This window comes from Polynucleobacter tropicus (assembly GCF_013307225.1).
Classification (GTDB): domain Bacteria; phylum Pseudomonadota; class Gammaproteobacteria; order Burkholderiales; family Burkholderiaceae; genus Polynucleobacter; species Polynucleobacter tropicus.
Genome location: NZ_CP028942.1, coordinates 837773 through 854978 on the forward strand (window position 1 = coordinate 837773; position 17206 = coordinate 854978).

General features: G+C 45.8%; 19 protein-coding genes and 1 tRNA gene. 14 read left to right on the top strand and 6 right to left on the bottom strand.

Annotation, left to right across the window (positions count from 1 at the left end; all coding sequences use genetic code 11):
* Positions 1 to 34: 34 nt before the first annotated feature.
* The 5 genes from DCO17_RS04385 to DCO17_RS10535 all read left to right on the top strand — a co-directional run bounded on the left by DCO17_RS04385 (position 35) and on the right by DCO17_RS10535 (position 3932).
* Positions 35 to 943 carry a pseudouridine synthase gene (locus tag DCO17_RS04385; RefSeq protein ID WP_173955575.1) on the top strand — a complete coding sequence of 303 codons (909 nt, stop codon included), beginning with the start codon at positions 35 to 37 and terminating at the stop codon, positions 941 to 943.
* A gap of 34 nt (positions 944 to 977) precedes the next feature.
* Positions 978 to 1232, top strand: coding sequence for a hypothetical protein (locus DCO17_RS04390; protein WP_173955576.1), 255 nt, complete (start codon positions 978 to 980; stop codon positions 1230 to 1232).
* A gap of 89 nt (positions 1233 to 1321) precedes the next feature.
* Positions 1322 to 2407, top strand: a complete 1086-nt coding sequence (dusA, locus tag DCO17_RS04395; protein ID WP_173955577.1) for a tRNA dihydrouridine(20/20a) synthase DusA — start codon at positions 1322 to 1324, stop codon at positions 2405 to 2407.
* Positions 2408 to 2461: 54 nt separating this feature from the next.
* Positions 2462 to 2537, top strand: a tRNA-His gene (locus tag DCO17_RS04400).
* 54 nt (positions 2538 to 2591) lie between these two features.
* Positions 2592 to 3932, top strand: a complete 1341-nt coding sequence (locus tag DCO17_RS10535; protein ID WP_173955578.1) for an ATP-dependent DNA helicase — start codon at positions 2592 to 2594, stop codon at positions 3930 to 3932.
* A 5-nt stretch (positions 3933 to 3937) separates the two neighbouring features.
* Here DCO17_RS10535 and DCO17_RS04410 read toward each other — a convergent pair whose 3' ends face one another.
* Both DCO17_RS04410 and DCO17_RS04415 read right to left on the bottom strand, forming a co-directional pair.
* On the bottom strand, positions 3938 to 5527 hold the full coding sequence (locus DCO17_RS04410) for a gamma-glutamyltransferase family protein (protein ID WP_173955579.1): 1590 nt from the start codon (positions 5525 to 5527) through the stop codon (positions 3938 to 3940).
* 19 nt (positions 5528 to 5546) lie between these two features.
* Entirely contained in the window at positions 5547 to 6527 is a 981-nt protein-coding gene (locus tag DCO17_RS04415) for a Bug family tripartite tricarboxylate transporter substrate binding protein (RefSeq protein ID WP_173955580.1), read from the bottom strand.
* 96 nt (positions 6528 to 6623) lie between these two features.
* Between DCO17_RS04415 and aptA the strand changes: the two genes are divergently transcribed.
* The 3 genes from aptA to DCO17_RS04430 are packed head-to-tail and all read left to right on the top strand — an operon-like array spanning position 6624 to position 9887.
* The gene (aptA, locus tag DCO17_RS04420) at positions 6624 to 7976 is read left to right on the top strand and encodes an omega-aminotransferase AptA (RefSeq protein ID WP_173955581.1); all 1353 of its coding nucleotides are present in this window, start codon (positions 6624 to 6626) and stop codon (positions 7974 to 7976) included.
* 47 nt (positions 7977 to 8023) lie between these two features.
* Positions 8024 to 8899 (top strand): isocitrate lyase/PEP mutase family protein, encoded by an 876-nt coding sequence (locus DCO17_RS04425; protein WP_173955582.1) that lies wholly within the window; start codon positions 8024 to 8026, stop codon positions 8897 to 8899.
* A 10-nt stretch (positions 8900 to 8909) separates the two neighbouring features.
* A complete protein-coding gene (locus DCO17_RS04430; RefSeq protein WP_173955583.1) occupies positions 8910 to 9887 on the top strand; it encodes a Bug family tripartite tricarboxylate transporter substrate binding protein in 978 nt (325 codons plus the stop codon).
* A gap of 9 nt (positions 9888 to 9896) precedes the next feature.
* Here the strand turns inward: DCO17_RS04430 and DCO17_RS04435 are convergent, their stop codons facing one another.
* Together DCO17_RS04435 and DCO17_RS04440 are read right to left on the bottom strand one after the other, a co-directional pair.
* Complete coding sequence (locus DCO17_RS04435) at positions 9897 to 10625, bottom strand: LrgB family protein (protein WP_173955584.1); 729 nt, start codon at positions 10623 to 10625, stop codon at positions 9897 to 9899.
* Positions 10618 to 10965, bottom strand: a complete 348-nt coding sequence (locus DCO17_RS04440; protein ID WP_173955585.1) for a CidA/LrgA family protein — start codon at positions 10963 to 10965, stop codon at positions 10618 to 10620. Before DCO17_RS04440 ends, DCO17_RS04435 begins: the two co-directional genes overlap by 8 nt.
* A gap of 136 nt (positions 10966 to 11101) precedes the next feature.
* Here DCO17_RS04440 and DCO17_RS04445 point away from each other — a divergent pair, with 136 nt between their 5' ends.
* Genes DCO17_RS04445 through soxA form a run of 6 tightly spaced genes read left to right on the top strand, consistent with a single transcriptional unit; the run spans position 11102 to position 15877 of the window.
* Positions 11102 to 11551: a (2Fe-2S)-binding protein gene (locus DCO17_RS04445; RefSeq protein WP_068948761.1), complete on the top strand. Its 450-nt coding sequence runs from the start codon at positions 11102 to 11104 to the stop codon at positions 11549 to 11551.
* Between the two features lie 10 nt (positions 11552 to 11561).
* Positions 11562 to 13778 (top strand): xanthine dehydrogenase family protein molybdopterin-binding subunit, encoded by a 2217-nt coding sequence (locus DCO17_RS04450; protein WP_173955586.1) that lies wholly within the window; start codon positions 11562 to 11564, stop codon positions 13776 to 13778.
* An 18-nt stretch (positions 13779 to 13796) separates the two neighbouring features.
* On the top strand, positions 13797 to 14270 hold the full coding sequence (gene soxX, locus DCO17_RS04455) for a sulfur oxidation c-type cytochrome SoxX (RefSeq protein ID WP_173955587.1): 474 nt from the start codon (positions 13797 to 13799) through the stop codon (positions 14268 to 14270).
* A gap of 23 nt (positions 14271 to 14293) precedes the next feature.
* Complete coding sequence (locus DCO17_RS04460; RefSeq protein WP_254598815.1) at positions 14294 to 14758, top strand: SoxY-related AACIE arm protein; 465 nt, start codon at positions 14294 to 14296, stop codon at positions 14756 to 14758.
* Between the two features lie 10 nt (positions 14759 to 14768).
* On the top strand, positions 14769 to 15098 hold the full coding sequence (locus DCO17_RS04465) for a thiosulfate oxidation carrier complex protein SoxZ (RefSeq protein WP_173955589.1): 330 nt from the start codon (positions 14769 to 14771) through the stop codon (positions 15096 to 15098).
* Positions 15095 to 15877 (top strand): sulfur oxidation c-type cytochrome SoxA, encoded by a 783-nt coding sequence (gene soxA, locus DCO17_RS04470; RefSeq protein ID WP_173955590.1) that lies wholly within the window; start codon positions 15095 to 15097, stop codon positions 15875 to 15877. The genes DCO17_RS04465 and soxA overlap by 4 nt, the downstream gene beginning before the upstream one ends.
* 30 nt (positions 15878 to 15907) lie before the next feature.
* Here soxA and purU read toward each other — a convergent pair whose 3' ends face one another.
* Both purU and DCO17_RS04480 read right to left on the bottom strand, forming a co-directional pair.
* Positions 15908 to 16762, bottom strand: coding sequence for a formyltetrahydrofolate deformylase (gene purU / locus DCO17_RS04475; RefSeq protein ID WP_173955591.1), 855 nt, complete (start codon positions 16760 to 16762; stop codon positions 15908 to 15910).
* Between the two features lie 74 nt (positions 16763 to 16836).
* On the bottom strand, positions 16837 to 17205 hold the full coding sequence (locus DCO17_RS04480) for a hypothetical protein (RefSeq protein WP_173955592.1): 369 nt from the start codon (positions 17203 to 17205) through the stop codon (positions 16837 to 16839).
* Position 17206: the final 1 nt, after the last annotated feature.

A 17206-nucleotide genomic window follows, 5' to 3' on the forward strand; every position in this document is an offset into this window, starting at 1 on the left:
TTCAGAAAGTAATCTAAGAAGAATATCTAGGGCAATGACTGCGATTAATTCTGAGGGGGTATCGGCATCACGCGTGTATTTGCCGGCCGATGAATCACACTCAAATTTATTGCAATTCTTCATTGCCCAATTTCCTCATATTGAAGTGGCCGAGTGGGAGAGTCGCTTTGCAGAAGGCTTAATTATAGATTCTGATGGCCATCCGCTAGGGGCAAATGATTCATATCGACCCAATACACATTTGATGTATTTCAGAAGGCTGGCTCGTGAACCTGAAATTCCATTTGAGGAAAAGATTCTTTTTCAGGACGAGCATCTGCTGGTCGCGGACAAGCCTCACTTTTTGCCAGTGACCCCCAGTGGCTTGTATTTGCATCAAACACTTCTGAATCGCTTAAAGAAAAAGACGCAAATTCAGACGCTTAGCCCAATTCATCGCATAGACCGAGATACGGCAGGTTTGGTGATCTTCTCAATTAATCCTGAAGAGAGGGCGCCATATCAGAATCTCTTTCGGGATCGAGTGGTAATGAAGCTGTATGAGGCTATTGCACCTTATTCAGAAGAGCTTAGCAAGAAACTCCCATTCACTTATCGTAGTCGCCTAGAGGAATCAAGACATTTTCTACAAATGCAAGAAGTGGAGGGTGAGACAAATACTGATACGCGAATTGAGCTCATTGAGGAAAGTAGGCCATGGGCTCGATATCGCTTAATCCCTGGTAGTGGTAAAAAGCATCAACTACGTGCTCATCTGGATGCGCTTGGTGTCCCAATTAAAAACGATCAGATCTACCCAATCCTGACGCCATATCAAGAATACGAACTCGACTTTACAAAACCATTGCAGCTATTAGCTAAGAAAATTTCTTTTAAAGACCCCATAACAGGTGAAGACAGAGAATTTTGCAGTGGTCAAGAATTAAAATTCGGATTAAATTGAAGTTATTACATTAATTAAATAAGGAGTAATCATTATGGGTAAAGAAGAATTGGGTCCTGATGGTTTGCCAGGTCATGATTACTTTTTAGATGCAGTAAATCATATTGATCAAGCTGTAAAGAGCAATGCTATTGCGATTGGCGCCGCAAAGGGAATTGTTTTTAGCCTCGTTGAAACTTTGGGTTCAATGGTTGGCGACCCAGATCTACCAAATCATCTCAAGTCTGGATATATGGGGGCCCTCGATTTAGCTGCAGAACTAGAGGCCAAGCTCGATAAGATGAAATAGGGCAACCATGTCCCAACAGTATTAGTTCAGGGCAACTTCGGTTGCCCTGATGCCTTTAAAATAGGCCATCGACTTAATTAAAGAAGTTCATGAATAGTTCACCAAAGAAGCGCATTGCGGTTGCCCCTATGATGGAGTGGACCGACCGTCATTGCCGCTCTTTTCACCGTTCGCTTAGCAAAGAAGCTGTCTTATATACAGAGATGGTGACTACTGGTGCGCTAATTCATGGGGATGTGCCACGTCATTTGGATTATTCGCAGGATCAACATCCTGTAGTTTTGCAATTGGGGGGGTCCGAGCCCAACGATTTAGCAAAATCAGCTGAGTTAGCCCAGCAATGGGGCTACGATGAGATCGATCTCAATTGCGGTTGCCCATCTGAGCGCGTTCAACGCGGGGCATTTGGTGCATGTCTGATGGCAGAGCCTAAGTTGGTAGCTGACTGTGTCACAGCGATGAAAGATGCAGTTGATATTCCTATTTCGGTAAAACATCGGTTGGGACTGGACTCCATGGACGCATCCACTTCAAAAACTGATTATCAGTTTGCGCTCGATTTTATTTTGTCGGTGGCTGATGCTGGGGCAAGTCAAGTAACTATCCATGCGCGTAATGCGGTACTTAAAGGCTTATCTCCTAAAGAGAATCGCAGCAAGCCTCCCTTGCGATACGAAGTGGCGACTCAATTACGTTTAGATGCACAAAAGCAATTCCCCGATTTAAAAGTTCTACTCAACGGCGGCCTAGAGTCGAATGAGCAAATTGCTGGTCTTTGGAATGATTTTGATGGCTTTATGGTGGGCAGAGCAGCATATCACTTTCCCGCAATGATCTTGGGCTGGGATGATTTAATTAGTACCGATGGTGATGCAGCGGGCTATCTCTTTAGTGAGACGGAGTGGCATCGCATTCAGATAGCGCTGGTTAAGCAGGTGCAGGCTTGGTTTGATGAATGCAGGGAGAAGAACAAGCCCTTTTATATCGGCGCATTTACAAGACATATTTTGGGCTTAGCCCATGGCAGGGCAGGCTCACGCTATTGGCGCCAACGTCTCTCAGATCACCATGCATTGGCCAAAGTGCAAAGTAAGGCTGCAATCGCAGACTTCTTTATTGATGCCAGCCTAACCCTTGGCGATTGGGCTGCATTTGAGCTTGAGACCGCAGAATAGGGCCGTTTTGGCGGCTTTTTGGCTAAAAAGGCTATAATTTCACCTTCTTCAGAGGCGGACGTAGCTCAGTTGGTAGAGTCCCAGATTGTGATTCTGGTTGTCGCGGGTTCGAGTCCCGTCGTTCGCCCCAAAATATCAATAAAGCACTCCCCAAGCGGAGAAATGCATGGCTTGCACTGTATAGATGAATAACACAAACAAGCCAATCGCCGATTCTTCTGAAATAGAAATTACGCCTGATTACCAGGCGGTTATCGAGGCGATTGATCGTGGCGACCCTTATATCTTTGTAAGCGGCAAGGCGGGCACGGGTAAGACTACTCTGATCGGCCATCTCCGAGAAACTGTTTCAGGTAATGTCGTTGTCGTCGCGCCAACAGGAGTGGCCGCTCTGCAAGTCAAGGGCGTGACAATCCACTCATTCTTTCGTTTGCCGCCACGCCTCATTTTCCCCGAAGAAGATATCAAACCATTGCGTGACAAGCGACTTTATAAAGACATTCGTTTATTAATCATTGATGAAATCTCGATGGTTCGTGCGGATGTAGTTGATGCGATGGATTTGTTCTTGCGCGAGAATGGTCCGCAAAAAGGAAAGCCCTTTGGCGGTATTCAGGTGATGTTTGTGGGTGATCTGTTTCAATTGCCGCCAGTAGTTTCTGCTGCCGACATGCAAGTGCTAGCAGATCGTGGATATGATGGCCCTTATTTCTTTTGTGCAATGGCACTTCATCGTAAAGATGTCACGATGGTGGAGTTGAGTAAGATCTTCCGCCAAAAAGATGAGCACTTTGCTAGTCTGTTGAATCAAATTCGAATTAATCAAGATGCTGATGAAGCGATTGATATATTGAATGCCCAATGCTATCGCAAGGATCATCAAGTAGATGAGCAAACTATTACCCTGACCACTACCAACGCAAGAGCTGATCAGATTAATGCGGCTGGGCTTAGAGCGATTGAGACAGAAGCCAAAGTCTATGCGGGTAAAACTACCGGAAAGTTCAATGTCGATGATCGAAACTTGCCGTCACCCAATCAACTTACTCTTAAAGTAGGTGCGAAGGTAATGTTCACCGCTACCGATCCGGGCTTTCCAAAGCGTTGGGTCAATGGAACAATTGGGGTGGTGCGAGAGATGCTGCCGGATAAGGTCAAAGTGATGGTTCAAAACGGACCATACTCAAATACGGTTGAGGTCACTGGTCACCAATGGGAATCGTATCGTTATGACCATGACATGATGTCAGGGAAAATCTCTCCAAGCATTATTGGTACCTATGTACAGATACCGCTCATGCTTGCGTGGGCTGTAACAATTCATAAAAGCCAAGGAAAGACCCTTGATAAGATCAAAGTAGATCTTTCATCAGGCGCTTTTGCTTCGGGGCAAGTTTATGTTGCTTTAAGTCGTTGCAAAACCATTGAGGGCATCACCTTACAGCGGCCCATTGAGCCTAGGGATGTGAGTTGCGATCAAGAAATTAAACGCTTCTATCTCGCTTGCCTTCCAAGGCCTCAGTAAATTACTTAGAAGCCTGCAGCTAAGCCGTCTCTTCGGTGGTCACTACCAGCAATATATGCAGAGTGATCTTCATCACTTAATTTGGCAATCGCCTGAGCGCTACCAAAATCTAAGCTGTTAGCGGGTTGCACAGCAACTTCGTGACCCATTGCACGCAAACTATCCACGATGCTTGCAGGCATCGCAGCTTCAACTGTGAGCTTGCCTAAATCATCGATGCGCCAGCGTGGCGCATCAGAGCAGGCTTGCGGGTTGAGGTATTCATCAACAAAGCGCATGACAAATTGAATGTGACCTTGCGGTTGCATATTGCCACCCATCACGCCAAATGCCATCGCTGGCTTTCCATTCTTAGTTAAGAAGGCAGGGAGGATGGTGTGGAAAGGGCGTTTGCCAGGACCAACTTGATTGGGATGTCCATCTTTCAGGCCAAAACTCATGCCGCGATTATGAAAAGCGATCCCACCTGGGGCGACCACTCCAGAGCCAAAGCCTTTGAAGTTAGATTGAATATAAGAAATCATCATGCCGGATTCATCGGCGGCGCATAAGTACACAGTGCCACCTGAGTGGGGGTCTCCAGCACCATAGCTACCAGCTTTATTGTGATCAATCAAAGCGGCACGGCTCGATAGATAATCGCGATCTAAAAGTTTGGTTACCGGTACGCTCATGGATCTAGAGTCAGATACATGAGCATATGCATCTGCAAAGGCCAGTCGCATCGCTTCAATTTGCAAATGAATCCGCTGCGCAGAGTTCGCTGGATATTGCTTAACGTTTGCAGCCTGCAAAATTCCTAAAGCCATTTGGGCTGCGATACCGGAACCATTAGGCGGAATTTCCAAGAGTGTGTAATCGCCGTAATCAAATGCCAATGGTTCAACCCAGTCTGGTTTATTGTCCGCAAAGTCCTGCATCGTAAAGCAGCCACCGGTTGATTGCGCAAAGTCGACCATGCTTTGAGCTAGTGGACCCCTGTAGAAAGATTCACCTTGAGTAGCGGCAATTTCCTTTAAGGTTTTTGCTTGGGCTGGATAGCGCCAGATTTGTCCTGCTTGAGGCGATTTGCCATCAATCAAAAAAGACTCTGAAAACCCCGGTTGATTTTTGAGAATCGGAATCGCTTCACGCCATTGACGCGCAATGACAGGTGATACCGGAAATCCATTCTCAGCGTAATCAATCGCACGCTTAAATAGTTGTGCAAATGGCAACTTACCAAATTTTTTGGAAAGCTCAACCCAGCCAGCGACCATACCAGGCACGGTAACTGTATTCCAGCCAATTAAATCCATTGCAGATTTGCCAGCAAAATATTCTGTGCTCCAGGCTGCCGGCGCACGACCTGAGGCATTAAGTCCATGAATTTGTTTGCCGTCCCATAAGATGGCAAAGCCATCTCCTCCAAGGCCATTCATGGTGGGTTCAACAACTGTGAGTGTGATTGCTGTGGCTAATGCGGCGTCAACTGCATTGCCACCATTTTGTAGCGCCTCAATACCTGCTTGAGTGGCGAGTGGCTGCGAACTAGCAACCGTATTTTTAGCAAGGACTGGTGCGCGACCGCCACCAAATGGAGGGGAAATCAACATGACTTATATATTTAGTGGATTAATCAACTTTGACATTGGCAGACTTTACTACTTTCTCCCATTTGTTTGCTTCATTTGTGGTGATTTCACCCAACTTCTCTGAATTGGCAAATTGTGGATGAATACCTTGTGTTGCCATGCGTGCTTTAAAGTCAGGGTTAGTCAAAATCTTGCGGATTTCGCGCTCTAACTTAGCAACAATGTTTGGCGACGTACCCTTGGGTACGTAAACAGCATAAAAGTTTTCAACATCAAATGACTTCATGCCGTCTTGACCAAGTGTTGGGACATTGGGCATGAGTGGTGAGCGTTCCGCTGCAGCAATCGCAATCGGACGTAGCTTTCCGCTTTGAATATGGGGTAGCGAGGCTGTGACACTGTCAAACATCATTAAGGTGTTGCCTGCAATTAAATCGGGAAGGGCAAAGCTGCTACCTTTGTAAGGAATATGTGTTCCGCTGGCGCCAATGCGCTCCATAAACATCGTTGACTCTAAGTGAGACAAGCTGCCATTACCTTGAGAGGCGTAATTGAAATTCCCCTTTTTGGATTTGATAAAGGCGATGAGCTCAGGAAGATTCTTAGCGGGGACGCTTGGGTTTATGACAATTAAATGCGGAATAGTTCCCATCAGCGAAACTGGAGAGAAATCTTTTTGCAAATCAGCCGGAGGGTTTTTAAAGAGCGCTGAAGAGATAGATTGATTGGTGAGGGCGCTGATGTGAATCGTGTAACCATCGGGAGTAGCTTTAGCAGCCGCTTGAAGACCAATCATTCCGCCTGCACCAGGTTTATTTTCAACCACAATGGATTGCCCTAGAGCCTCTGCGAGAGGAGCGGTAAGACTTCTAGCAAAAATATCAGTGGACCCACCAGCCGGAAAAGACACAATCGCTACGATGGGCTTTTTAGGCCAATCAGTTTCATTGGCGGCATGAACCGATCCGCATAAGCTTGCAATTGCGCAAAAACCATATAGGAGGGATTTTGTAAAGGTCATTTCCAGGTCCGAATTTCTAAAGTTTCAAATAGATTTCTAGGGTTATTGGGTACTATAGTATTGGATATTTAAATGTATTACACAGAGCACAATCATATGAGCGGATCGAATAAAACCGTAAATGGAGTAGATATGTCAGCTTATTGGCTGCCATTCACGCCCAATCGATATTTTCACCAACACCCCAAGATCATGCAGTCTGCTAAGGGAGCTTACTACTTTGATGATCATGGACGTAAGCTCTTTGATGGTCTATCAGGGCTTTGGTGCTCACCATTGGGGCATGCTGATCCACGCATTGGTGCAGCAATCTCCAAACAATATGAAAAGATGGATTATTGCCCTGCATTTCAGATGGCGAGCGAAGACACCTTTCGCTTAGCAACCCGTGTAGCTGATATGGCTCCTAAAGGCTTGAATAAAGTCTTTTTTACAAACTCCGGTTCTGAAGCAGTAGATACAGCTCTCAAGATTGCAATTGGATATCACCGCGTGATGGGCAATGCTTCGCGGATTCGCATGATTGGGCGAGATCGTGCCTATCATGGTGTTGGTATGGGTGGTATTTCAGTTGGGGGCATGGTGGCCAACCGCAAGATGTTTGCCAGCATGATGATGCCTGGCGTGGATCATTTGCCGCACACATTAAATCTCTCGCAAATGGCATTTTCAAAAGGAATGCCAACTTGGGGAGCGCATCTTGCTGACGAGTTAGAGAAGATCGTAGCTCTACATGATGCTAATACGATTGCAGCGGTCATTCTCGAGCCTGTGCAAGGTTCAACTGGTGTGATTGTGCCGCCACAAGGTTATCTGCAAAAGATCCGTGAGATTTGTACTAAGCATGCCATCTTGCTGATCTTTGATGAGGTGATTACAGGATTTGGTCGTCTAGGTGCAAATTTTGGCGCTGATCGATTCGGTGTGGTGCCTGACATGATTACCTTTGCTAAGGCAATTACTAATGGAGTAATTCCACTCGGCGGTGTGATTGTGCGTGACGATATTTATGACAGCATCATCGCTAATGGCGGTCAAGAGCAGGCTATTGAGTTTTTCCATGGCTATACCTATTCAGGCCACCCAATTCCTATGGCTGCAGGGCATGCGGTGCTCGACATTTTTGAATCAGATGATTTGGTTAATCGCGCAAGAGCCTTAGAACCCGTTCTAGAAAATGGTTTGCATGCCATGAAAGGAAAAGCGGGCTTATTGGATATACGTAACTTTGGATTATCTGGTGCAGTAGAGCTCGAACCCATTGCTGGTAAACCAGGCTTGCGGGCACTTAAGGTGTTAGAGGCTTGTATTGAGCGTGGCGCATTAGTCAGGGTTGCTGGCGATGTCATCGCTGTTGGTCCTCCATTTATTTCCGAGCCCAAAGAAGTAGAGTTTCTCTGCAGCGTACTTGGCGATGCCGTTGATGCGGCAATGAAAATCAATTCATAAAAAACTAACACAGAAAAGTTAGCTAAAAACTAGATTAAAGGGGATGTATGAGCAAGCAAAGAGTTGAATTCAATCAGCGCCTCAGTAAACCTGGATTAATTGTTGCACCAGGTGTTTATGAAATGGTTTCATTGCGCTTAGCTGATCGGATGGGTTTTGACGCGCTTTATATGACAGGCTATGGCACCGTTGCCTCTTTGCTGGGCTTGCCAGATGCTGGTTTGGCCACCTATACAGAGATGGTTGGTAGGGTCAGTGCAATGGCAGGTATGGCTAAAACCCCATTAATAGCCGACGGAGATACCGGCTATGGGGGCTTGCTAAATGTGCGCCATACCATTCGTGGCTATGAGGCTGCGGGGGCAGTAGCGATACAACTTGAGGATCAAGAGTTTCCCAAGAAATGTGGCCATACACCTGGACGTAGAGTTATACCGATGGAAGACATGGTTAAAAAAATTGAGGTTGCGGTGGCATCACGTAGCGATCCAAATTTCAAAATCATTGCTCGCACAGATGCTAGAACTACTCTTGGTTTAGATGAAGCTTTGCGTCGTGGTGAGGCATATGCGCGTGCAGGAGCGGATATTCTTTTTATTGAATCTCCTGAGACGCAAGAAGAAATGCAAAAAATCGGACAGGCATTTCCGAAACATCCATTGATTGCAAATATGGTTGAAAAGGGGAGAACTCCAGTTTTATCAAAACAGGAGCTAGAGCAATTGGGCTATAAGATTGCAATCTTCCCGGTAACGGCGCTATTAGCCTCTGTGCAGGCCATGACTAAAGTTTATGAACATTTTAAAGAGTCAGGATCATCAATTAATAATCCTGTGGATTTATATGACTTTGGTGACTTATCAAAGCTCATGGGCTTTGAGGATGTTTGGGAGTTTGAAAAACGGTTTGTAGAAATTAAATAAGGGGCTTTCTATGAAATTCACTCATCGGTTTCTCTCGGTACTATTTTTATTTAGCTCTCTAGTAGCTACGAATAGCTATGCGCAAGCCAATTATCCCAATCGACCGATTCGTTTAATCATTCCTTTTACGCCGGGTGGTGTGACTGATACTTCTGGCCGCTTTATTGCAGAGCAGTTGTCTCTCAAGCTTGGGCAACAGGTCATTGCCGACAACAAACCTGGAGCCTCCGGAAATATTGGTACTCAGATGGTTGCGACTGCTGAGCCTGATGGCTATACCTTATTACTTGGTTATGCTGGAACGCTCTCGATTAATCCATCTTTATTTGATAAGGTGCCATTTGATAGTGTGAAAGACTTCACGCCCATCGGAAAAATAGGCGACGCAATTTTAATTATCGTCGCGAATAATGATTTTCCAGGTAAGACCCTAGCTGATGTTATTGCCATCTCCAAAAAAGATCCTAATGGCCTCTCCTATGGCACCTCAGGATCTGGTGGCACACCGCATATCGCCGGTGAGCTTTTTAAACAAAAGACTGGCGCAAATTTAGTTCACGTTCCTTATAAGGGCGGTGGCCAAGCTTTGCTAGATCTTTTAGGTGGAAACATTCCCCTTGTGTACACAGCGGTTGCTGGCGCAAATCAATATGTCAACACAGGCCGTATTAGGGCGATTGCGGTCTCCAGCTCCAAAAGAAGTCCAAGCATGCCGGATGTGCCGACTTTCATTGAGAGTGGCGTTAAAGATTTTGTAATTGACGACTGGGTGGGGCTTTTGGCTCCAGCTAAAACACCAAAGCCAATTGTTAATAAATTAAATCAGGCATTAAATGAGATTTTGAATTCACCTGAGGGTAAGGCAAAACTATTGTCGATGGGTATCTTTCCATCGCCTGGTACCCCAGAAAAATTTGGCGAGCAAATTAAAGGTGATTTAATTCGGTTCGCACCAATTGTGAAGGCTGCACAAATTAAATCGGAATGATTTACGATCTTATCGATTTAGCACGTGATAAATAATGGGGATGGCAATGGCGCTGATAACGCCGTTCATTCCCATTGCTAGGCTAGCGTAAGTTCCTGCCTCAGGATGAATGCTAAAAGCGCGCGATGTGCCGATGCCATGCGCACCGATACCAATCGCAAATCCTCTTTGCCACCAAGCCTTCATGCCAAGAGCATTCAAAACAAATGGCGCCAAGATTGCACCTAAGATGCCCGTACTCACTGCAAAGATGGCAGTGAGTGTTGGTGATACGCTGATGCGCTCGGCAATACCCATAGCAATCGGAGCGGTTACTGATTTAGGATACATAGCCCCAGTAATGCTGCTATCAGCGCCAAGAAGGGTTGCAATACCTACCGCGCTAATGATCGATACCAAACCACCAGTGCATAGAGAAACCAGTAATGGGATAGATCGACCCTTCAGGCTATTTAGACCTCGATAGATGGGAATCGCTAGAGAGACAGTTGCTGAGCCTAATAAGAAGTGAATAAATTGCGCGCCCTCAAAGTAAGTTGAGTAGGGCATATCGATCAGTTGAATTGTGCTAGCAACAATCAAAATCGCAATTGCTACGGGGTTGGCTAAAGGATTTTGTTTTGTTTGTTTGTAGATGCTTAAGCCAATCTGATAAGCCGCTAAGGTGATGAAGAGGGCAAATAGTGGGCTGCCTGATAGATATACCCAAATTTCTACGATGGAATGCTTTTCACTCATCGCTTGCTTTCTTGCTCAAGAGGCGTACTACAAAAGCGCACGAGCCAATGGTGAGGATGACACTTCCAACTAGGGCTGCAATGATGGCAAAGGCATTAGCCTTGAGTTGGGGTAGAAATAAAACTACCCCAACAGCTGCCGGAACAAATAAGAGACCAAGATATTGGCTAAAGGTATCAGCGACTGTCGCCAGCTCCGCATTGATGCCCTTGCGTATTACTAACCAAACAACCAATAGAACCAGCCCAATAACTGGGCCAGGGAGGGATGGGAGAAGGAACTTGGAGACTAGCTCGCCTAGGCTTTGAAAAAGGAGGATTTGAACTAAGCCAAAAATCATGAATTGATCTTACAGGCTAGTTTTTATGTTGCATAGCAATAATTTAATTCTTGATTAAGATAACCACACAAATGCTTAGGGGTTTATGCCTCTATTTACTAAAACGAATACAAAAAGAGACTAATAGGAGACCGTAATGGCCGAGTTAAATGTCAATGGCAAAAAATATAAAGTGGATGTTGATCCAGATACTCCATTGCTATGGGTAATACGCGAACAAATTGGTTTGACCGGAACAAAGTACGGTTGCGGTGTTGGTCAATGTGGTGCTTGCACGGTGTTATTTGAAGGTCAAGCGGTGCGTAGCTGTTCTTTACCAGTTGCCGCAGCAGAAGGTAAAAAAATTGAAACTATTGAGAGTTTGGAAAAGAGCGGTCAGCTTTCTAAAGTGCAAAAGGCGTGGGTTGATAATCAAGTGCCTCAGTGTGGCTACTGCCAATCTGGCATGGTGATGGCAACCACTGCGTTGCTACGTAACAATCCAAAGCCAACTGATGCTCAGATTGATGAGTCAATCACCAATATCTGCCGTTGCGGCACATTCCAACAAGTGCGTGCAGCGATTCATGCTGCTAGCAAGGCTTAAGGGGGTAATCATGACAAATGCAATTAATACTTCCCGCCGCCAGTTTGTGGTTGGCTCAAGCGCTATTGCTACAGGCTTAGCAATCGGTTTTGATTTGAGCTTTATGTCTAGCGCCAATGCTGCAATGGGCACAGGCACTACCTCTATGACACCTTTGGCTACCCCTGAGATTGGTGTATGGGTAGTTGTGAAGCCAAATGATGATGTCGTTGTTCGTATCGTTCGCTCAGAAATGGGTCAAGGCACGATTACTGGTTTGGCACAGATGGTTGCCGAAGAATTAGAGTGCGACTGGAAAAAAGTGAACTATGAATATCCAAGTCCAGCAGAAAGCTTAAAGCGTAAAGCGGCATGGGGTAGCTACTCAACTGGTGGCAGCCGCGGCATTCGTACTTCAGAGCAATATGTTCGTAAGGGTGGCGCAGCTGCACGTATGATGTTGATTCAAGCTGCAGCAAATCAGTGGAATGTGCCTGTCTCAGAGTGCATTGCTGCTAATAGCGTGATTACCCACACTCCATCAGGACGCAAAACGACATTTGGTAAGGTTTCTGTAGCGGCATCTCAGTTGCCAGTGCCTACTGAAGTGCCGTTAAAAGATCCAAAAGAGTGGAAGCTCATTGGTAAGTCCGTAAATCGTATTGATGGTGTCTCTGATAAGGTAACAGGCCGTCAGATTTATGCAATTGACCTCAAGATGCCTGGAATGTTGATCGCCAACATTAAAGAGTCTCCTGTATTTGGTGGCAAAGTGAAGAGTTATGACGCAGCCAAAGCTCAGAGTATGAAAGGCGTTAAGAAAGTCGTGCAGGTTGGCGATTCAGCGGTTGCTGTAGTGGCTGATACTTTCTGGCAAGCTAAAACGGCTTTGGACCAAGTCAATATCGTTTGGGATAACGGCGCTAATGGCGATGTTTCAAGCGCTTCAATTAAAAAGATGCTTGAAGATGGGCTGAATGCTGACGATGCGTTTGTTCATAACACCAATGGTGATGTCAAATCTGCTCTCTCTAATGCATCTAAGAAGATAGAGGCAACATACTTCTATCCATTCTTAAACCATGCAACGCTTGAGCCACAAACAGCTACAGCGAAGTGGACTCCAGATTCTTGTGAAGCTTGGGTTCCCACTCAAGACGGTGAGGCATCTTTAGCGGCGGTGATTGCGGCTTCCGGATTGCCTGCTGAAAAGTGCAACGTCTACAAAGTAAACCTTGGTGGTGGCTTTGGTCGTCGTGGCGCTTTCCAGGATTACACCACTCAGGCAGTGAATATCGCTAAGCAAATGCCTGGCACACCAATCAAGTTGATTTGGACTCGTGAAGAGGATATGACACAGGGTCGTTACCACCCAGTAATGATGTGCAAAATGACAGCAGCGATCGATGATAAGAAGAACGTCACCGGGGTAAATATGCGTTTATCAGGCCAATCAATTTTGGCTGCAGTACGCCCAGCGGTTGTTGCTGCTAACAAAGGTAAAGATCCGTTGGCCTTCCAGGGTCTTGAGCCAAGTGGTGAGCACGGTATTACTTATAGCTTCCCTAACTTGACCATTGATCATGCGATGCGCAACACCCATGTGCCACCAGGATTCTGGCGCGGTGTAAACGTCAATCAAAACGCCATTTTCATTGAAACCTTTATGGATGAGTTAGCTGAAGCAACTGGCATGGATGCGGTGGAGTTCCGTCGCAAGCATATGAAAGAGTTTCCAAGAGCGGAAGCAGTATTGAATGCGGTTGCTGACGGTATTGGCTGGACTAAGCCTGCGGCTCCTGGCGTTTATCGTGGCGTTGCTCAGATGCGCTCATTTGGTAGCTATGTTGCAGCAGCTTGCGAGCTTTCCGTGAAGAATGGCAACGAAGTGAAGATTCATCGCATTGTTGCGGCTACCGATCCTGGCTATGTTGTTAACCCAGCTCAAGTAAATCGTCAGGTATCAGGCTCTTTCGTTTACGGCTTATCTGCCCTCTTTGAAGAAGAGATTACGCTTGAGAAGGGCGCCGTTGTGCAAAAAAACTTCGATACCTTTAATTCGATTCGACTTGCACAAATGCCAAAAGTAGAAACTATCATCATCCAGGGTGGTGGTAAGGATTGGGGTGGTGTTGGTGAGCCAACGATTGCGGTTGTAGCACCTGCAGTGCTCAATGCGATCTATCGAGCTACCGGTAAGCGTTACCGCACAGTCCCTCTGAAAAATAGCGGCATTAAGCTCGTTTAATTCAGAGAATCGCAGTAGATGAGTAAGAAGGGCGTTCTAGCGATCATATTGCTAGGCGCCCTTAGTTTTTCTGAAGTATTTGCACAAGAAATAGTCGCGGGTCAAATAGAAAAACCGCTTACGACTACACTAGGAGATCCGCAACATGGTCGTAAGATTGTTTTGAGCCGTCAAACTGGGCTGTGCATTCTTTGTCATAGCGGACCTTTTCCAGAAGAGCGCTTTCAGGGTAATTTAGCTCCAGATCTGGCCGTAAGTGTTGCTTCTTTGACCGCTCCGCAGCTGCGTGCAAGAATTGTTAACGCAAGTTATTTCAATCAAAACACCATCATGCCGTCTTATTACCGTGCAGATCATTTAAATCGCGTAGCAAGTAAGTTTGTGGGTCAAACGATTTTGAGTGCGCAAGAAATTGAAGATGTTGTAGCGTTTTTGTTAAGTCTACAAAATACGAATCAACAAACAGTAACAACAAGCAAACAAAAACAATAAACAATACCTATTGAGTTATGAAGATGCAATCAAGTCGCCGCCGTTGGTTAAAAAGAATTCAAAGTCTTAGTATTTTGGCTCTGGGCGCCTGGTTTAGCCCCTTAACTGTATTGGCTAAAAAGGAGGATGCAGCAAAGGCTATTCAAGAAATCACAGGAGGCAAACCCATCATTGATGGCAAGGTAAAGTTGATTATTCCGCCGCTTGTAGAAAACGGAAACTTAGTAGTGCTCAAACTGAGTGTGGATAGCCCAATGACTGCCAATGATTACGTTAAATCTGTTCATGTTATTGCAGAAGGCAATCCCTTGCCTAATATATTCACCGTGCACTTAACACCGCGATCTGGTACTGCCAACATCACAACACGAGTTCGTTTGGCAGACAGTCAAACTGTATGGGCAATTGCACAAATGAACGACGGCAGTTTTTACCAAGGCTCTGCTGAGACTTTGGTAACACTCTCAGCCTGTACAGAGCTTGTGTGAGGGTGTGGGTATGAATAAAACATCACGCACTTCGATCACGATGCCAGCTACAGCAAAGCAGGGCTCGATTATTGAGATTCGTGCAATTGCACAGCATGATATGGAGTCTGGTTTTCGGTATACCGAAGGCGGTAAATTGATTCCTCGCGATATTATTCGCGAATTCACCTGCACCTATAACAATGTAGAGATCTTTAGAGCTGATTTTTATCCAGGTACTGGTGCCAACCCCTTAATTATCTTTACTACCATTGCTACTGAAACGGGTAACTTGGAATTTAGGTGGGTGGGGGATGATGGCTACGAAGCAGTCAATCAAGCCCACATAATGGTTTCATGAGTATTTCAAAAAGTTGGGCTTTTGTATTTAGCCTCCTATGTTTCTTTGCTTCTACTATCGGAAGCGCAACGGATCTAAGTAAATTAAAACTTCAGTCGAGTTACGAGCTTATGTCGGCTGAAAATAAAACTATGCAAGATGACGCAAGTTTAAATCCAGCGATGTTCTGGGTGGGTGATGGCGAGGCCTTGTGGAATAAGCTTTCAGAACAAAACGGAAAATCATGTGCCAGTTGCCATGGTGATGCAAGAAAGTCGATGCGTGGAGTGGCCGCTGCATTCCCCAAAATGATTAAAGGTAAAGTGCAAACCCTAGAGGGGCAAATTAATCAATGTAGAACTCAGGCTCAAGCTTCAACAGCTCTTGCCTATGAGACTAAGGATCTTCTGTCTCTAACTGCGTATGTCGCCTATCAGTCAAAAGGTATGCCTATTACTGTTCGCGAAACCCCTGAAAATAAAAGCGCTATGCAAAAAGGTCGCAAGACTTTTTACGAACGAATGGGGCAGCTCAATTTATCTTGCGCACAGTGTCATGAAGAACGCGCAGGACTTAAATTGGGTGGGGCGGTGATCCCGCAAGGACATCCCAACGCTTATCCAATCTACCGCTTGGAGTGGCAAACTTTAGGTTCCTTGCAGCGCCGTTTGCGCAACTGTATGAGTGGTGTTAGAGCTCAACAATTTGATTATGGCTCGCCTGAAATGGCGCAGCTTGAGTTGTTTCTTGCAGCTCGCGCTCGAGGTCTTCCCCTGGAGTCTCCAGGGGTAAGGCCTTAGTGAAAGTAAAAACTAATTAGTCAGAGTTAATTAATCAGAGAATACGACTGAGGTAGCGCCGTTAATTAAGACGCGGTCGTGCAAGTAATAGCGTAGAGCGCGTGATAGAACGGTACGCTCTAGGTCACGACCTTTGCGTACGAGATCGTCCGGGGCATCGCCGTGTGTAACGCGTGTGACGTCTTGTTCAATGATAGGGCCTTCATCCAAATCGCTTGTAACAAAGTGTGCTGTTGCGCCAATCAGTTTAATACCGCGTGCATGCGCCTGATGGTACGGCTTGGCGCCTTTAAAGCTTGGCAAGAAAGAGTGGTGCACGTTAATGCAGCGTCCTGATAATTTGGTTGATAAATCATCAGAGAGAATTTGCATATAGCGGGCCAAAATCACCATATCTACATTGGATTCGGCAATGATATCCAAGAGTTTTGCTTCTTGTGCAGGCTTGGTTTCTGGGGTCACTGGTAGGTGATAGAAAGGGATATCAGCAAAATCAATGCTGGCATAAACATCACGTGGGTGATTGGAAACAATGCCGCAAATAATCATCGGTAACTCACCGATGCGCCAGCGATAGAGAAGATCAACCAAGCAATGATCTAATTTAGAAGCCATGATGAGAACGCGTTTGAGATCTTTTACTGCACGCAAATTCCAAGTGAGCTCAAAACGTTTTGCGATTTCAGCAAATCCAGATCGCAAAGTATTGCCATCAGTTGGGCAGCTAAAACTAACACGCATGAAAAAGCGCTTTGAGGCTTTGTCATCAAACTGTTGTGCCTCCTCAATGTCGCCGCCCGCTTGAAAAATATAAGTGGATACGGCAGCCACAATTCCAGGCTTGTTTGGGCAGGTTAGGGTGAGGTAATAGTTTTGAGTTGTCATCTTTAGTGCTTGAATAGTGCTGGTAAACCCTGATTTTAGCCTTTACTAGTCAGTAATGACAAAACTCAAAGTAATTATTGCTTGCCAGGGCCCTTAGGTAGATCGGCTGGACCAGTAAGTGGCGCGCTTTTATCAATAACCTTGGGTATCACTACATCCTCGCAGATTGGTTTTGGGCCGATAATATTAGTAAAGCTACATTCTTTTTTGGTAGCTGCAGATGCTGCATGCTCTAGCGGCGATTTGCCGGTAGTAACTGTTGATGCCACACTGGTTGCAGTAACAGGGTTGGCTGCCGCAGCGGCCACAATGCTGGTTCCGGCTGAACTTGCAGCTGCCGTACTGCTAGCGCCGATTGCGGCGATTGGCGCAGCGCAACCCGATAAATAAATTGTGCTGCTTAGAGTAATTGAGTTAAGCGTGACAATCCAAAATGCCCGCATG

Coding starts and splice junctions, on each gene's coding strand:
- DCO17_RS04435 (WP_173955584.1), bottom strand. CDS start 10,625: ATGAGTGAAAAGCATTCCATCGTAGAAATTTGGGTATATCTATCAGGC.
- purU (WP_173955591.1), bottom strand. CDS start 16,762: ATGACAACTCAAAACTATTACCTCACCCTAACCTGCCCAAACAAGCCT.
- DCO17_RS04480 (WP_173955592.1), bottom strand. CDS start 17,205: ATGCGGGCATTTTGGATTGTCACGCTTAACTCAATTACTCTAAGCAGC.
- DCO17_RS04445 (WP_068948761.1), top strand. CDS start 11,102: ATGGCCGAGTTAAATGTCAATGGCAAAAAATATAAAGTGGATGTTGAT.
- DCO17_RS10535 (WP_173955578.1), top strand. CDS start 2,592: ATGAATAACACAAACAAGCCAATCGCCGATTCTTCTGAAATAGAAATT.
- soxX (WP_173955587.1), top strand. CDS start 13,797: ATGAGTAAGAAGGGCGTTCTAGCGATCATATTGCTAGGCGCCCTTAGT.
- DCO17_RS04410 (WP_173955579.1), bottom strand. CDS start 5,527: ATGTTGATTTCCCCTCCATTTGGTGGCGGTCGCGCACCAGTCCTTGCT.
- DCO17_RS04460 (WP_254598815.1), top strand. CDS start 14,294: ATGCAATCAAGTCGCCGCCGTTGGTTAAAAAGAATTCAAAGTCTTAGT.
- DCO17_RS04390 (WP_173955576.1), top strand. CDS start 978: ATGGGTAAAGAAGAATTGGGTCCTGATGGTTTGCCAGGTCATGATTAC.
- DCO17_RS04450 (WP_173955586.1), top strand. CDS start 11,562: ATGACAAATGCAATTAATACTTCCCGCCGCCAGTTTGTGGTTGGCTCA.
- DCO17_RS04440 (WP_173955585.1), bottom strand. CDS start 10,965: ATGATTTTTGGCTTAGTTCAAATCCTCCTTTTTCAAAGCCTAGGCGAG.
- DCO17_RS04430 (WP_173955583.1), top strand. CDS start 8,910: ATGAAATTCACTCATCGGTTTCTCTCGGTACTATTTTTATTTAGCTCT.
- DCO17_RS04385 (WP_173955575.1), top strand. CDS start 35: ATGACTGCGATTAATTCTGAGGGGGTATCGGCATCACGCGTGTATTTG.
- aptA (WP_173955581.1), top strand. CDS start 6,624: ATGAGCGGATCGAATAAAACCGTAAATGGAGTAGATATGTCAGCTTAT.
- DCO17_RS04425 (WP_173955582.1), top strand. CDS start 8,024: ATGAGCAAGCAAAGAGTTGAATTCAATCAGCGCCTCAGTAAACCTGGA.
- DCO17_RS04465 (WP_173955589.1), top strand. CDS start 14,769: ATGAATAAAACATCACGCACTTCGATCACGATGCCAGCTACAGCAAAG.
- DCO17_RS04415 (WP_173955580.1), bottom strand. CDS start 6,527: ATGACCTTTACAAAATCCCTCCTATATGGTTTTTGCGCAATTGCAAGC.
- soxA (WP_173955590.1), top strand. CDS start 15,095: ATGAGTATTTCAAAAAGTTGGGCTTTTGTATTTAGCCTCCTATGTTTC.
- dusA (WP_173955577.1), top strand. CDS start 1,322: ATGAATAGTTCACCAAAGAAGCGCATTGCGGTTGCCCCTATGATGGAG.